A 14,487-nucleotide genomic window follows, 5' to 3' on the forward strand; every position below is an offset into this window, starting at 1 on the left:
GCTGCTTGACCGCGCCCGTGCCGTGGATGGCATAGCCGCCGCGAAAGAACACCGAATAAGGCATCGGCGACATGTCGTATTTGCGCGAGTACCACATCCGTTCGGTCCGCTGCGGCCGATAGCTGCCGCGTGGCGTGACATAACCTTTGCGGGCGGTGGATACTGCCCACCGATACACCGCCTGACCATGTCTTACAGTCATCTTCTGCGAAGATATGTCGATGTTTGCAACCAGTTTGGCTGCCTGACCCTCGACTGAAGAACCAAACAGCATCGTTGCCAGAACCGCTGCCATGAGAATGGTCTTTTTCATGCGATCAAACCCCTTTGATTGCCCTGCCTGCTTGCCTTCACGCCATTATTCATCTTTTTAATGGTGCGTGAGCGAAATATCACACACTCCCTGACGAATTCACCAATCCAAAGCAGCGAATTTGAACGATTTCCCGCCATAGTTGCCGCGGCGACACCCAACTTTAGCGCGATCCGCCAACAGGCTTGCCAAATCGCGTGCTTCGCTGCTCAATTCGCCGGATGAACGAACGACTCCTGAAGGCGGTCGATGACCGGGTCGACGACCTGGTCGCGCTCACCGCCGACCTGATCCGTTTTCCAACTGTCAATCCGCCTGGCGAGGCCTATCGTCCTTGCGCCGAATATCTCGGCGCACGCCTGAAGAAGCGCGGTTTCGAGACCGAATTCATCCGCGCCGAAGGCACGCCCGGCGACACCGATCGCTACCCGCGCGTCAACGTCGTCGCCCGTTTTGACGGCCGCTCGGCTGGCGCCTGCGTGCATTTCAACTCGCATATCGATGTCGTCGAGGCCGGCGAAGGCTGGAGCCTCGATCCTTTCGCCGGCATCGTCAGGGACGGCAAGGTCTATGGCCGCGGCGCCTGCGACATGAAGGGCGGACTGGCCGCTTCCATCATCGCCGCCGAGGCCTTCATGGAGGTCTTTCCGGACTTTCCGGGCGCCATCGAGATCTCCGGCACGGTCGACGAGGAGTCCGGCGGCTTCGGCGGCGTCGCCCATCTGGCCAAATCAGGCTATTTCTCCGCACCGAAGGTCGACCACGTCATCATCCCCGAGCCGTTGAACAAGGATCGCATCTGCCTTGGCCACCGGGGCGTCTGGTGGGCGGAGATCGAGACCAAGGGCGAGATCGCGCATGGCTCGATGCCGTTCCTCGGCGACAATGCGGTGCGCCACATGGGCGCCGTGCTGCGGGCGTTCGAGGACGAGCTGTTCCCGGCGCTTGATCGCAAAATGACGCGCATGCCCGTCGTGCCCGACGGGGCAAAACGCTCGACCATGAACATCAATTCCATCCATGGCGGCCAGACCGAGGATTTCCGGCCCGGCCTGCCCTCGCCCAACGTGCCGGATTCCTGCCGGCTGACCATCGACCGCCGTTTCCTGCTCGAAGAGGATTTGGGCACGGTCAAAAGCGAGGTCACTGATATCCTCGAGCGGCTGAAGCGCGAGCGCAAGAAATTCGACTACGAGATCCGCGACCTCATGGAGGTGCTGCCGCTGATGACCGAGCGCGACGCGCCGGTGGTGAAGGCGGTGGCGCAAGGCATCATGGAGATTTTCGACCGCGAGCCCGACTACGTGATTTCGCCCGGCACCTATGATCAGAAGCACATCGCCCGCATCGGCCATATCTACGACTGCATTGCCTACGGCCCAGGCATTCTCGATCTCGCCCACAGGCCCGACGAATGGGTCGGGATATCCGACATGGTGGAATCGGCCAAGGTGATGGCGATCGGGCTCAACGTGCTGCTGAGAGGTACCGCCGCCGGGTAGCGACCGGGTAGACGCCAATCGATTGAGCATGCAGTTCGGAGAAAAACATTCCTTCAGGCACTGCCGGGCAGCATGAAACGCGATTTACTCCTCGGCGAAATCACGCTTCTATCCGCTGGGTTTTTTGAGCACATTCGAGCCTATGGGGAGTTTGCGCGATGAAATTGTGGAAAACCATTCTGGCCGCCGCGGCGCTGGCACTGGCCACTGGCGCCTCCGCGTTTGCGGCGCGGACCGACCTCGTCATCGGCATCCCGCTCGAACCGCCGCATCTCGATCCGACCGCGGGTGCCGCGGCAGCGATCGACGAAGTGCTTTACGCCAATGTGTTCGAGGGCCTGACCCGTATCGGTCAGAATGGCGAAGTGCTGCCCGACCTCGCCGAAAGCTGGACTATATCCGATGACGGCAAGGTCTATGTTTTCAAGCTGCACACCGGCGTGAAATTCCACGACGGCACCGACTTCAACGCCGACGACGTGAAATTCTCGCTCGACCGAGCTCGCGCCGACAATTCGGTCAACGCGCAAAAGGGCCTGTTCGCCGCCATCGACAAGGTCGAGGTGGTCGATTCGGCGACGGTCAAGGTCACGCTGAAGAACCCGCAAGGCTCCTTCCTCTACAATATGGGCTGGGGCGACGCGGTGATCGTGGCGCCTGAGACAGCCGGTACCAACAAGGAGAAGCCGATTGGCACCGGCCCGTTCAAATTCCAGAGCTGGGCCAAGGGTTCGTCGATCACGCTGGTCAAATCCGACAACTACTGGGGCACGCCCGTGTCGCTAGACAAGGCCGAGTTCCGCATCGTTCCGGATGCCGCTGCCGCCGTGCCCGCCTTGCTTTCCGGCGATGTCCAGGCCTTCCCTTTCTTCGATCCCGACAGCGTCGCACAGGCCCAGGGCGACCCCCGCTTCAAGGTGGTGATCGGCGCGACCGAGGGTGAGACCATCCTTGCGATCAACAACAAGAAGCCGCCTTTCGACAAGCTGCAGGTCAGGCAGGCGATTTCCTTTGCGCTCGACCGCAAGGCGATCATCGACGGCGCTTCGGCCGGCCTCGGCGTGCCGATCGGCTCGCACATGTCGCCCGCCAACAAGGACTATGTCGACCTCACCGGCCTCTATCCGCATAACGTGGACAAGGCCAAGGAGCTGCTGAAGGAGGCCGGCCTGGAGAATGGCTTCAAGGCGACGCTGAAGCTGCCGCCGCCTTCCTATGCGCGGCTTGGCGGCGAGATCATCGCCTCGCAGCTTCGCGACGTCGGCATCGATCTGGAGATCATTCCGGTCGAATGGGCGCAATGGCTGGATCAGGTGTTCACCAAGAAGGATTACGACCTGACCATCGTCTCACACACCGAGCCCAACGACATCGATATCTATTCGCGCAAGGATTATTACTTCAATTACGACAACCCGGCCTTCGACAAGATCATCGCGGAGTTGAACCTCACCTCCGATGAGGCCAAGCGCAAGACGCTGCTCGGCGAGGCGCAGAAGATCCTGGCCGACGACGCCGTGGTCGGCTTCCTCTACGAATTGCCGAAAGTCGGTGTCTGGGACGCCAAGCTGCAAGGCCTGTGGGAAAACGCGCCGATCCAGGCCAACGACCTGACCAAGGTGAAGTGGACGGATTGAGGCTGTTGGCCGGCCAAAGGCGAAAGGTGCGCTCCGTCCCACCCCCCTCTGCCCTGCCGGGCATCTCCCCCGCAAGGGGGGAGATTGCGCCCTCATCTCCGCCTTCGCCAATCACCGGCATCGCAAGAAAAGCGCGGTCATCGAAACTGCCGATCTCCCCCCTTGCGGGGGAGATGTCCGGCAGGACAGAGGGGGGTGGGCGGGAACGCGACCTTTGCCCGGTTTTTGCACCAAGCAACACAGCGGTCGCCCAACGATCATGACCGCCTATCTCCTCAAGCGCCTCGCCATCGCCGTCGCCACGCTGGTCCTGGCCTCCATGGTGGTCTTCGCGGTGCTGGAGATTATCCCCGGCGATCCGGCGCGGCTGATGCTGGGCATGAACGCCAGCGCCGAACAGGTTGAATTGCTGCGCAACCAGATGGGCCTCAACACGCCCCTCGCCTTGCGCTATTTGCACTGGGCCAGTGGTTTGCTGAGCCTCGATTTCGGCCGTTCCTACACCTATTCGGTGCCGGTCATCGATCTCGTCCGTGAGCGCGTCGTCGTCTCCTTGCCGCTGGCGCTGATCGCGCTGGCGCTATCCACCCTGATTGCCATTCCGGTCGGGCTGTTTTCCGCCGGCCGGCGCGGACGGGCCGGCGATACGATTGCCATGGGCGCCGCGCAGCTTGGCGTTGCCGTGCCCAACTTCTGGTTCGCGCTGATGCTGATCTACCTCTTTGCCGTCTGGCTGCGGCTGGTGCCGTCAGGCGGTTTTCCGGGCTGGAGTGTGGGTGTCTGGCCGGCGCTGAAGGCGCTGGTCCTGCCGGCGATCGCGCTCGCTCTGCCGCAGGCGGCGATCCTCGCCCGCGTCACCCGCTCGGCGCTGATCGAAGTGCTGAACGAGGACTATATCCGCACCGCGCGCGCCAAGGGCCTGCCCTACCGCGCCGTCCTGTGGCGCCACGCGCTGCGCAACGCCATGATCCCGGTGCTCACCATTCTCGGCCTGCAGTTCGCCTTCCTGCTCGCCGGCACCATCATCATCGAGAACGTCTTTTATCTCCCCGGCCTCGGCCGGCTTGTGTTCCAGGCGATCACCCAACGCGACCTGATCGTCGTCGAAAGCGTCGTCATGCTGCTGGTCGCCGCCGTCATCATCGTCAACCTGCTTGTCGATCTTTCCTATGCGATCGTCGATCCGCGTCTGAGAAGCCGGCAATGACGCTGCGCTTCGACCTCCCCGAGGAAAATCTCGCCGGCATTTTGGCCAAGGCATTCAGGAATCGCTCCTTCCTCGCTGGCTTCGTCATCACCGCGCTGGTGGCGGCAGTGGCGCTGCTCTCCTATGTCTGGACACCTGACGACGTCACCAAATTGGTCATCGCCGACAAGACGCTAGGACCATCGCCGGCAAACTGGTTCGGCACCGACCATTTCGGCCGCGACATTCTTTCCATGATCATGGTCGGCGCCCGCAACTCGATCGCCGTCGCACTGGTGGCGGTCGGCATCGGCATGGGCATCGGCGTGCCGCTCGGCGCCTTTGCCGCGGTGCGCGGCGGCCTGATCGACGAAGCGCTGATGCGGCTCAACGATCTGGTCTTTGCCTTCCCCGCTCTGCTCTCGGCGATCATGATCACCGCCATCTTCGGGCCGGGTGCGATCAACGCCATCATCGCCATCGGCATCTTCAACATTCCGGTCTTCGCCCGGGTGGCACGGGCTGGCGCACTCGCCATCTGGCCGCGCGAATTCATCCTCGCCGCGCGCGCCGCCGGCAAGGGCAAGATGCTGATCACGCTGGAACATGTCCTCCCCAACATCGTCACTCTGCTGCTGGTACAAGGCACCATCCAGTTCGCTCTGGGCATCCTGGCCGAAGCCGGGCTTTCCTATGTCGGTCTGGGCACGCAACCGCCAATGCCGAGTTGGGGCCGCATGCTGTTCGATGCGCAGACCCGCATGGTGGTGGCGCCGTGGATGGCGATCTTCCCGGGCATGGCGATCGTCATCACCGTGCTCGGGCTGAACCTGCTCGGCGACGGCATCGCCGACATCCTCGATCCCCGATCGCGGCGGCAGCGATGAGCCTGCTCGAAATCGGGAACCTCTCGCTGTCGATCGGCGGCACGCCGATCCTGAGAAACATCGAGCTGTCCGTCTCGCCCGGCGAGGTGATGGGGCTGGTCGGCGAATCCGGTTCGGGCAAGTCGATGACGGCGCTGACAATCATGCAGCTTCTGCCCTGGGTGGCACGCGCCACCGGCCGCGTCACCTTCGACGGCGTCGACATCCTTGCAGCAAGCGAGGACCAGATGTGCGCGCTGCGCGGCGACGACATAGGCATGGTTTTCCAGGAGCCGATGACGGCGCTCAATCCGGTCAAGACCATTGGCGAGCAGGTCGCGGAAGGCATACGCTGGCACACGAGGGCGAGCCGCGCCGACGCCGAGGAACGCGCGCGAAAAATGCTCGACCGGGTCGGCCTGCCCTCAGCACAATTCCCGCTGTCGCGCTATCCGCACGAACTGTCCGGCGGCCAGCGCCAGCGCGTCGTCATCGCCATTGCCTGTGCGCTGAAACCCAAGCTGCTGATCGCCGACGAGCCGACGACGGCGCTCGACGTGGTGCTGCAGGCGCAAATCCTCGATCTTCTGCGCGACCTCGTCGCGGAAAACCGCATGGGCCTGCTCCTGATCTCGCACGATCTTGCGGTGGTCACCGAGATGGCGGACCGTATCACCATCCTGCGCCATGGTGAGGTGATGGAAGCCGGCGACACCGCACGCACGCTGTCCGAACAGCTCCACCCCTACACGCGCCAACTGGCGCAGGCCTCGATGCATGTACCCGCGCGGGCCAAAACATACGAGGTCGGCCAAGGCAAGCCTCTGCTTCAGGTGGCCAAACCTCTTCTTCAGGTCGAACGGGTGACGCGCGATTACCCCGGGCGGCGCACATCGCTGTTCAAACGCTCCGCTCCGACCCGCGCCGTCGACAATGTCTCATTCTCGATGATCTCAGGCCAGTCGGTGGCGCTGGTCGGGCGTTCCGGCTGCGGCAAGTCCACGCTTGCCCGCCTGGTCCTGGCGCTGGACGAGCCGACATCAGGAGCGATCCGGTTTCGCGGTCAAGATATCGCCGGCAAGAGCGAGGCCGACCTCAAATCCGCGCGGCGCGACATGCAGGTGGTGTTCCAGGACCCTTACGGCTCTTTCGACCCACGCCAGAAGGTCGAAAGACTGGTCGCTGAACCGCTGCATGTGCTGGAGAGGAAACCGGACAGTGCCGAGCGGCGCGAGATGGTGGCAAAGGCCTTGCATGAGGTCGGTCTCAGCCCGCGCGACATGGACAAATACCCGCATGAGTTTTCGGGCGGCCAGCGCCAGCGCCTGTCGATCGCCCGCGCCATCATCACCCGGCCAAAGCTGGTCGTCGCCGACGAGCCGGTCTCGGCGCTCGATGTCTCGATCCGCGCCCAGATCCTCGACCTGTTCGCCGGGCTCAACCAGAAGCTCGGCATCGCCTATCTGTTCATCACCCACGATCTGACCGTCGCGCGCGCCATCACCGACGAGGTGATGGTCATGCATGACGGCCGGATCGTCGAGCGCGGCAAGACGAGCGAGGTGCTCGACCACCCGCAGTCCGAGGCAGCCAGGGCATTGGTCACAGCGGCTCCCGACCTGCACCGGGCGATCGCGCGACGACTGCGGGAACAGGAGTGAGCGACCGGACGGTCGACTTACTCCTGTGGCTTCGCCACATCGACCGGGCTGATGTCGAGCAGGTCGAGCGTACGGCGCAACAACCGCACCTCGGTCTCGGCCAATTGAGAATCGGCCTTCGCGATTTCCGCCATGTGGCGCGCGAGCAGCTTGCGCCGCTCGATGTCGAGGCCGCGGAACTGCGCAATGGCCTGCGAGCCGTTGGTCTCGTAGCCGAACTCGTTGAGATATTCGATGACGCGGTCGATGCTGGCTTCCGGAATGCCGAAGGCTTCCCGGCAGATGCGCCTGAAGGCCACCATCTCGCTCTCGCTGACGGATCCGTCGGCGAGGATCATACGGAACAGCATCAGCAATTCCGCCGACAGCACCGGATCGTCCGCGACCTTGCGCACGCCGGGGTCGCCATCGAAGATCGAGCGTATCTGGTCCAGCAAAGCGAATGCCATGGAGTTCCCTCTTCGATTCGTCATGAATAGGTAGCGCGGAATCAGCCTTACGCAAACGGGTCAGAAGGTGCCAATCGCGGCGAAGCTGCCGGCGGAACCCATGCGCGGGCTGACTGGTGTATGACTGCGGGCCTGATAGACTGTGAGCGTACGAATCATGTTGGAGGAGCCACACATGAATCTCAGTGCGCCTACGCAGATTGTTTTTATCATATCCCTTATCATTGCCATTATCGGCCTTCTTGCCGCTTTTGGCATACTTGCGTTCATTCCCATACCCGCGGTTTGGATTGCCCTCATCGCTTATATCGTGCTTGCCGGCGGCTGCTTGGTCCGCGGCGCCTAGTGCATGTCGCCCAAAAGCTTGCCCTCGGGCTTGACCCTAGGGTGCGCAGCGGTTTTGGGACAACGACATGCATAAAACAAAGGCTTGAAGCGCATCGTACAGGCGACGCGCTTCAAGCACTCCAATCTCAGGCAACTCGGAGCGCCCGGTCAAAAGCCGGGCGCTTTTGATTCTAGGCGATGGTCTGTTAAAGTCCCCGGGCGGAAGGAAAGCTCATGCCCGCCCAACGCGAAGGCGACGACCGCCATCCCAGCCCCGATCTCGGCCGGTTCGAGATGGTGCGGCGAGTGCCTGGCCTCTCGCTTCGGGGTATGGTGAGCGATATCTGCTTCTATCGCGAAACCATGCCCGGCCGTTTCCGCAATGTCGAATACGCCTCGCTGACCGTGCCGCTGGTCATCAGCTTCGCCGAACCCTTCGCCATCGGGCTCGGCAGGAACCCAGGTGACAATGATCGCTTCGCCAGTTTCGCCGCCGGTCTTTATGCAGGGCCGGTGGTGATCGAGTCCTTCGGCGGTGCCTGCTGCGTCCAGATCAATTTCACGCCGCTTGGCGCCCGCCGCTTCTTCGGCCAGCCGATGAGCGAACTGACCGACCGCATGGTCGGCCTCGACGATGTGCTCGGCGTCGAAGGCACCGCGCTGCGCGAGAAGCTCGGCAATACTGAGGACTGGAGCAGCCGCTTCGACATGGCCGAAGCCTTCGTCGCCGCACGGCTGGCCGAGGCCCGGGAAACGCCGGCTGAAATCGCCTGGGCCTACGACCGGATCATCATGTCGGGCGGCCGGTTTCGCGTCTCCTCGCTGGCTGGCAGGCTGGGCTGGAGCCGCAAACATCTCTCGGAAAAATTCTCCGACGCCATCGGCGCCGGCCCCAAGACGCTGTCGCGCATCGTCCGTTTCAACCGGGCGCTCGGTCTTTCACAGCGGGACAAAAGCGATTGGGCCGATATCGCCGCCGATTGCGGCTACGCCGACCAGTCGCATCTGGTGCGCGAATTCCGCGACCTCGCCGGGCAAACGCCGACGGCGCTTTCAGTCAAGGCATAGATGCCACAGCGTCCTTTGCAGGACGCCCGAGGTAACATTTCTTCAAGACGCCGGAGCGGCCTTCGCCCAGATTGGGTCATCGACAACCCGATTGAAGGAGACCGTCATGCCCACAGCAATCGAAGCGCCCCGGCTATATCCCGCCCTGCGCTACAGGAATGCCGCCAAAATGATCGACTGGCTGGGCGAGGCCTTCGGCTTTGCCGTTCGTGCCCGCCACGGCGAAGGCGACGTCGTCCAACACGCCGAACTGACGTTCGGCTCCTCGATGATCATGCTAGGCACCGCGCGCGACGACAAATTCGGCCAGATGATCGGAGCTCCAGCCCAGGGTGGCGGCAAATCAATCTACGTCGCCGTCGCGGACGCCGACGCAGCTTATGCGCGTGCCAAGAACGCCGGCGCCGAAATCCTGGAGGAACTTGTCGACCGCGACTATGGCAGCCGCGAATTCATCTGCCGCGATCCCGAGGGCAATGTCTGGTCGTTCGGCACCTACTGGCCGAAGACGAATGAGAAGGCATGAATGGACCATCGCCGACACTCAAGGGTGCCCGAAGCCTCCTCCACTTCGTCATCCCAGGGCGAAGCAGGAGCGAAGCTCCGTCGCGGAGACCCTGGGATCCATGCCGTAACCTTGGGCGAAGAGTTCCACGGAGCAGAATTCTGCACCGTCGCAACGCCTTGAAGTTACGGCATGGATCCTGGGGTCTGCGCTGCGTCGCTGCGCTCCTTGCTTCGCCCCAGGATGACCAAGCGATAGGCTTCAACTAGCGCGCCAGCGCGAAAATCGCGTCGCAGTCGAGGTGGATCTCCAACTCGGCGGCGACCTCGTCCAGCGCTCGTTCGACCTCGGCGCGATAGTCGATCCCGCCACCTTTGACGCCGAGGCTTTCCAGGAATCTTGCCCGGAACGCGTCTGCCGAAAACAGCCCGTGCAGATAGGTGCCCGATACCTTGCCGTCGGCTGAGATCGCACCGTCGTCGATGCCGTTGATAACAGCGGAAGGCCGCAACGTATCCGGTCCGGTGGTCCGGCCGAGATGGATCTCGTAGCCTTGCAGCGGCAGGTCGAATGGCACAGAATGCGCGCTGACATTGCGCACCGTTTTTTCCCGCTCCATCACCGTTTCGATGTCCAGCAGGCCAAGGCCCTCCGCCTCGCTTACACTGCCTTCGATGCCGTCGGGATCGCGCACAATTTTGCCCAGCATCTGGAAGCCGCCACAAATGCCGACAATGTGGCCGCCACGCTTGTGATGGGCGAGAAGGTCGCGGTCCCAGCCATTCTCGCGGAATTTCATAAGGTCGGCGATTGTCGATTTCGAACCGGGAATGACCACCAGCCCGGCATCCCGCGGCAGCGTCTTTCCCGGCGGCACGAAGACCACCTCGACCTGCGGTTCGGCCTTGAGCGGGTCGAGATCGTCAAAGTTGGCGATGCGCCCGAGCATCGGCACGGCAACCTTCAGCGCCCGTTTCTCGCCGGAGGTCAGCCGTTCGAGCACGACTGAATCCTCCGACGGCAAGCGCGCCGCCGCCTTGAGCCACGGCACGACGCCGAAGCAGCGCCAGCCTGTGAATTTTTCGATCGACTTGATGCCGTCCTCGAACAGCGAGACATCGCCGCGGAACTTGTTGATGAGATAGCCGACGATCATGCGCCGGTCTTCCTCCGGCAGGATCAAATGCGTGCCGGCCACCGAGGCGATGACGCCGCCGCGATCGATATCGCCAACCAGCACCACCGGCACGTTGGCGCGCGTCGCAAAGCCCATATTGGCAATGTCGCGGTTCCTGAGATTGATCTCGGCGGGCGACCCCGCGCCCTCGACGATGACAAGGTCGGCGCCCTCGCCGACCTTCGCCCAGGAGTCCAGCACCGCATCCATCAGCCGGCCCTTCAACGCCTGATAGTCACGTGCCCTCGCCTCGCCGAACACCTTGCCCTGCACGACGACTTGCGCGCCGACATCGGTTTGCGGCTTGAGCAGCACCGGGTTCATGTGGACCGAGGGCGCGACGCCACAGGCGATCGCCTGCAGCCATTGCGCCCGGCCGATCTCGCCGCCGCCGGCATTGTTGTCGCCGGGAATGTCGGCGACGGCGGCATTGTTCGACATGTTCTGGGGCTTGAACGGCCGCACCCTCAGGCCGCGTTTCTTCGCTGCACGGCAGAGACCCGCGACCAGCACCGTCTTGCCGACATCGGAACCCGTGCCTTGCAGCATGATCGCCTTGGCCATGGCTCAGGCCCTGCCCTGCGCGACTGTGCCGGGGACGGTCGATTTCTGCGCCAGTGGTCCGCCACGCCAGATGTACAATGCCAGCAGCGGCTCCTTGGCCGTTCGCATGGCGTGGCTGACATCGGAGGCATGGTGGATCACCTCGCCCGCTTCGCGAAGGCGAAAGCCGCTGTCGCCCTTGTGCCATTCCGTCCCGCCGGTCAGCGGAATGTAGATCTCCTCGGCGATATGGTGGTGGTCGGGATAGACGATGCCGGGCCCGAGGATCAGCAGGCCGGCCGCGACCTCATCATTGACGAAGTGGCCGCGCGTGCCGAAGACCTCCAGCCAGCCATATCTGGTCAGGAATTCCGCGCCAAAATCGGCGGCGTTGTAGGTCTGGCCCCAGCGCAGCTCATTGCGATGCGCCGCGAGGAACCGTGCCAGGGATCTGGCATTCGGCGGCGCAAGCTCGGCGGCGCGATCGAGATAGCCAAGGCAAGGCAGGCGGTGCGGCTCGAGCTGGCGCGACGGCATGTCCCAGCCGATCCGGGCCACCGCATCGCGCACCAGCGCCTCCTCGAACGTTTCGAGATAGGTTCGGAAATGCTCAAGCAGTTTATTCGAATTCGTCGACACATCTTGCTCCGATTTGCGCACAGCCGTTCCGCAAAGCGTCGGGTTGCGCGGCGGCATCATTGGTCTAGATTGGTGCGCGCGCAAAGCCAAAAACAACAGGCCAGCAAGCCAACCCAAGGGAGCACGCCATGGACGCCGCGGTCGATGCGAGCACCAGCCAGTTCGAACTCAACGAGGACCAGCGCGCCATCCAGGAGATGGCCGGGGCCTTCGCAGCCGACCGCGTCGCGCCTCACGCATTGGACTGGGACCGCAACAAGCATTTTCCGGCGGATGTGATCCGCGAGACCGGCCCGCTCGGCTTCGGCGGCATCTATGTCAGGGATGATGTCGGCGGCTCGGCACTTGGCCGGCTGGACGCCGTGCTGATCTTCGAAGCGCTTTCTCGCGCCGATCCGGCCTTCTCCTCCTTCATCTCGATCCACAACATGGTGGCCTCGATGATCGACCGCTTCGGCAGCGAGGAGCAGCGCCACCGCTTCCTGCCGAAGCTGACCTCGATGGAATGGCTGGCGAGCTATTGCCTGACCGAACCGGGCTCGGGGTCGGATGCGGCGGCGTTGAAGACGCGCGCAGTGAGGAGTGGAGGCGACTATGTGCTGAACGGCGCCAAGCAGTTCATCTCGGGCGCCGGCGACAGCGACCTCTATGTCGTCATGGCGCGCACTGGCGCCGACGGGCCGAAGGGCATTTCCACCTTCGTCGTGCCGAAGGATGCGCCGGGCCTCTCCTTCGGCGCCGACGAGCACAAGATGGGCTGGCACATGCAGTCTACCCGGCAGGTCGTCTTCGAGGACTGCAAGGTGCCGGCGGAGAACCTGCTCTCGTCAGAAGGCGCCGGTTTCGGCATCGCCATGGCCGGTCTCGATGGCGGCCGGCTCAACATTGCCGCCTGTTCGCTGGGCGGCGCGCAATCGGCGCTCGACAAGGCGCTTTCCTACACGGCCGAGCGCAAGGCTTTCGGCAGCAAGATCAACCAGTTCCAGGCGCTGCAGTTCAAACTCGCCGACATGGAGACCGAGCTGCAGGCGGCGCGCATCTTCCTCTATGCCGCGGCCGCGAAACTCGACCGCAAGGCGCCGGATGCCGGGAAATGGTCGGCGATGGCCAAGCGCTTCGTCACCGACATCGGCTTCAACGTCGCCAACGATGCGCTGCAACTGCATGGCGGCTACGGCTATCTGCACGATTACGGCATCGAGAAGCTGGTTCGGGATCTGCGTGTCCACCAAATCCTCGAAGGCACCAACGAGATCATGCGCGTCATCGTCGCGCGATCGCTGATCGGTCGTTGACGCCAATGCATGTCGCCCAAAAGTGCGCAGCGGTTTTGGGGTAACTACATGCGTCAAAAACAAAAGATCAGGAGAACACGATGACCACCATCGCCTTCATCGGCCTGGGCAACATGGGCAACCCGATGGCCGCCAACCTGGTCAAGGCGGGCCATGCCGTGCATGGCTTCGACCTGATGCCTGAGAACCTCACCATCGCCAAGGACCACGGCGTCGTGATCATGGCCAATGCGATTGCCGCCGTGAGAGATGCCGATGTGATCATCACCATGCTGCCGGCCGGCAAGCATGTGCTCTCGGTCTACGAGGACATCGCCCCCAAGGCGAAGAAGCGCACGTTGTTCATCGATTCCTCGACCATCGATGTCGAGTCGGCGCGAAAGGCCCACGCCATCGCCGGCAAGCACGGCCTGCTTTCCATCGACGCGCCGGTTTCCGGCGGTACCGTAGGTGCCACCGCCGGCACGCTGACCTTCATGGCCGGTGGCTCGAAGGATGCCTTCGCCAGGGCCGAGCCGATCCTCAAGCCGATGGCCGGCCGTATCGTCCATTGCGGCGACGGTGGCGCCGGACAGGCGGCAAAGATCTGCAACAATATGATCCTCGGCATTTCGATGATCGGCGTCGCCGAGGCGTTCGTGCTGGCGGAAAAGCTTGGTCTCTCGAATCAGGCGCTGTTCGACGTCGCCTCGACCTCTTCCGGCCAGTGCTGGTCGCTCACCACCTATTGCCCGGTGCCCGGCCCGGTGCCGACATCGCCAGCCAACAACGGCTACAGGCCGGGATTCGCGGCAGCCCTTATGCTGAAAGACCTGAAACTGTCGCAAGAAGCCGCGCAAAGCAGCGGCGCGGTGACGCCACTTGGCGCCGAAGCCGCGCAACTTTACGCGTTGTTCAATGCACAAGGGAATGCCGGCGCCGATTTTTCCGGCATCATAAATTTTCTCCGTGGTGCCCCTGCGTAAGATCCTGACTTCACAAGGCTTTTGGATTTTCTAGTGCCTGTCGCGCAAAAGTGCGCAGCGGTTTTGCGACGCTTTAGCCGGCAAAGATCGCGAATTTAGATTTGCTTAAGCTCTCGATAACCCGGCGGTAACGATGTGCCTGTAAAACGGATTGCGAGGCGGATGCATCCGCCCGGCGCTCCGGATCAGGTCTCGCGTACCGGAGCCCGTAAGTTTCGCAAGTGCATTTGTAGCGAAACGCCATGCGTATCTGGCAAAGCCGCGTTCCCGATGGGACGCGGTTTTTGCGTTTTTAGAACCTCGCGGCGCTCGATCCTATGCTTCGTCATCCGGGCCGGAGCGCCTTGCTCCGCC

Annotated in this window: 14 protein-coding genes; 10 read left to right on the forward strand and 4 right to left on the reverse strand. The window is 63.0% G+C overall.

Annotated features, from left to right (window positions below; translation table 11 throughout):
- The coding region (locus MESS2_RS20655; RefSeq protein WP_040593596.1) for a L,D-transpeptidase at window positions 1–313 on the reverse strand (313 nt) is incomplete at its 3' end.
- 221 nt (window positions 314–534) lie between these two features.
- On the opposite strand from MESS2_RS20655, the gene MESS2_RS20660 reads away from it, so the two are divergent.
- The 5 genes from MESS2_RS20660 to MESS2_RS20680 all read left to right on the forward strand — a co-directional run bounded on the left by MESS2_RS20660 (window position 535) and on the right by MESS2_RS20680 (window position 7,165).
- On the forward strand, window positions 535–1,815 hold the full coding sequence (locus MESS2_RS20660) for an acetylornithine deacetylase/succinyl-diaminopimelate desuccinylase family protein (protein WP_008876388.1): 1,281 nt from the start codon (window positions 535–537) through the stop codon (window positions 1,813–1,815).
- A 158-nt stretch (window positions 1,816–1,973) separates the two neighbouring features.
- On the forward strand, window positions 1,974–3,452 hold the full coding sequence (locus MESS2_RS20665; RefSeq protein ID WP_008876389.1) for an ABC transporter substrate-binding protein: 1,479 nt from the start codon (window positions 1,974–1,976) through the stop codon (window positions 3,450–3,452).
- Window positions 3,453–3,711: 259 nt separating this feature from the next.
- Window positions 3,712–4,659 (forward strand): ABC transporter permease, encoded by a 948-nt coding sequence (locus MESS2_RS20670; protein WP_008876390.1) that lies wholly within the window; start codon window positions 3,712–3,714, stop codon window positions 4,657–4,659.
- On the forward strand, window positions 4,656–5,525 hold the full coding sequence (locus MESS2_RS20675) for an ABC transporter permease (protein ID WP_008876391.1): 870 nt from the start codon (window positions 4,656–4,658) through the stop codon (window positions 5,523–5,525). Before MESS2_RS20670 ends, MESS2_RS20675 begins: the two co-directional genes overlap by 4 nt.
- On the forward strand, window positions 5,522–7,165 hold the full coding sequence (locus MESS2_RS20680) for an ABC transporter ATP-binding protein (RefSeq protein ID WP_008876392.1): 1,644 nt from the start codon (window positions 5,522–5,524) through the stop codon (window positions 7,163–7,165). Before MESS2_RS20675 ends, MESS2_RS20680 begins: the two co-directional genes overlap by 4 nt.
- Before the next feature lie 17 nt (window positions 7,166–7,182).
- On the opposite strand, the gene MESS2_RS20685 is transcribed toward MESS2_RS20680, so the two are convergent.
- Window positions 7,183–7,614, reverse strand: coding sequence for a TerB family tellurite resistance protein (locus MESS2_RS20685; RefSeq protein WP_008876393.1), 432 nt, complete (start codon window positions 7,612–7,614; stop codon window positions 7,183–7,185).
- Between the two features lie 175 nt (window positions 7,615–7,789).
- Here MESS2_RS20685 and MESS2_RS20690 point away from each other — a divergent pair, with 175 nt between their 5' ends.
- The 3 genes from MESS2_RS20690 to MESS2_RS20700 all read left to right on the forward strand — a co-directional run bounded on the left by MESS2_RS20690 (window position 7,790) and on the right by MESS2_RS20700 (window position 9,535).
- Window positions 7,790–7,960: a hypothetical protein gene (locus MESS2_RS20690; RefSeq protein WP_008876394.1), complete on the forward strand. Its 171-nt coding sequence runs from the start codon at window positions 7,790–7,792 to the stop codon at window positions 7,958–7,960.
- Between the two features lie 215 nt (window positions 7,961–8,175).
- Window positions 8,176–9,009, forward strand: coding sequence for a helix-turn-helix domain-containing protein (locus MESS2_RS20695; RefSeq protein WP_008876395.1), 834 nt, complete (start codon window positions 8,176–8,178; stop codon window positions 9,007–9,009).
- A 106-nt stretch (window positions 9,010–9,115) separates the two neighbouring features.
- Window positions 9,116–9,535 (forward strand): VOC family protein, encoded by a 420-nt coding sequence (locus MESS2_RS20700; protein WP_008876396.1) that lies wholly within the window; start codon window positions 9,116–9,118, stop codon window positions 9,533–9,535.
- A gap of 244 nt (window positions 9,536–9,779) precedes the next feature.
- Here MESS2_RS20700 and MESS2_RS20705 read toward each other — a convergent pair whose 3' ends face one another.
- Window positions 9,780–11,255 carry a cobyric acid synthase gene (locus MESS2_RS20705; RefSeq protein ID WP_008876397.1) on the reverse strand — a complete coding sequence of 492 codons (1,476 nt, stop codon included), beginning with the start codon at window positions 11,253–11,255 and terminating at the stop codon, window positions 9,780–9,782.
- 3 nt (window positions 11,256–11,258) lie between these two features.
- The gene (locus MESS2_RS20710) at window positions 11,259–11,873 is read right to left on the reverse strand and encodes a dimethylsulfonioproprionate lyase family protein (protein ID WP_008876398.1); all 615 of its coding nucleotides are present in this window, start codon (window positions 11,871–11,873) and stop codon (window positions 11,259–11,261) included.
- A gap of 128 nt (window positions 11,874–12,001) precedes the next feature.
- Between MESS2_RS20710 and MESS2_RS20715 the strand changes: the two genes are divergently transcribed.
- On the forward strand, window positions 12,002–13,168 hold the full coding sequence (locus MESS2_RS20715) for an isobutyryl-CoA dehydrogenase (protein ID WP_008876399.1): 1,167 nt from the start codon (window positions 12,002–12,004) through the stop codon (window positions 13,166–13,168).
- A gap of 80 nt (window positions 13,169–13,248) precedes the next feature.
- Window positions 13,249–14,133: a 3-hydroxyisobutyrate dehydrogenase gene (mmsB, locus tag MESS2_RS20720; RefSeq protein WP_008876400.1), complete on the forward strand. Its 885-nt coding sequence runs from the start codon at window positions 13,249–13,251 to the stop codon at window positions 14,131–14,133.
- Window positions 14,134–14,487 lie beyond the last annotated feature (354 nt).

The sequence above is a fragment of the Mesorhizobium metallidurans STM 2683 genome (genome assembly GCF_000350085.1).
In the GTDB taxonomy this organism is placed as follows: Bacteria; Pseudomonadota; Alphaproteobacteria; order Rhizobiales; family Rhizobiaceae; genus Mesorhizobium; species Mesorhizobium metallidurans.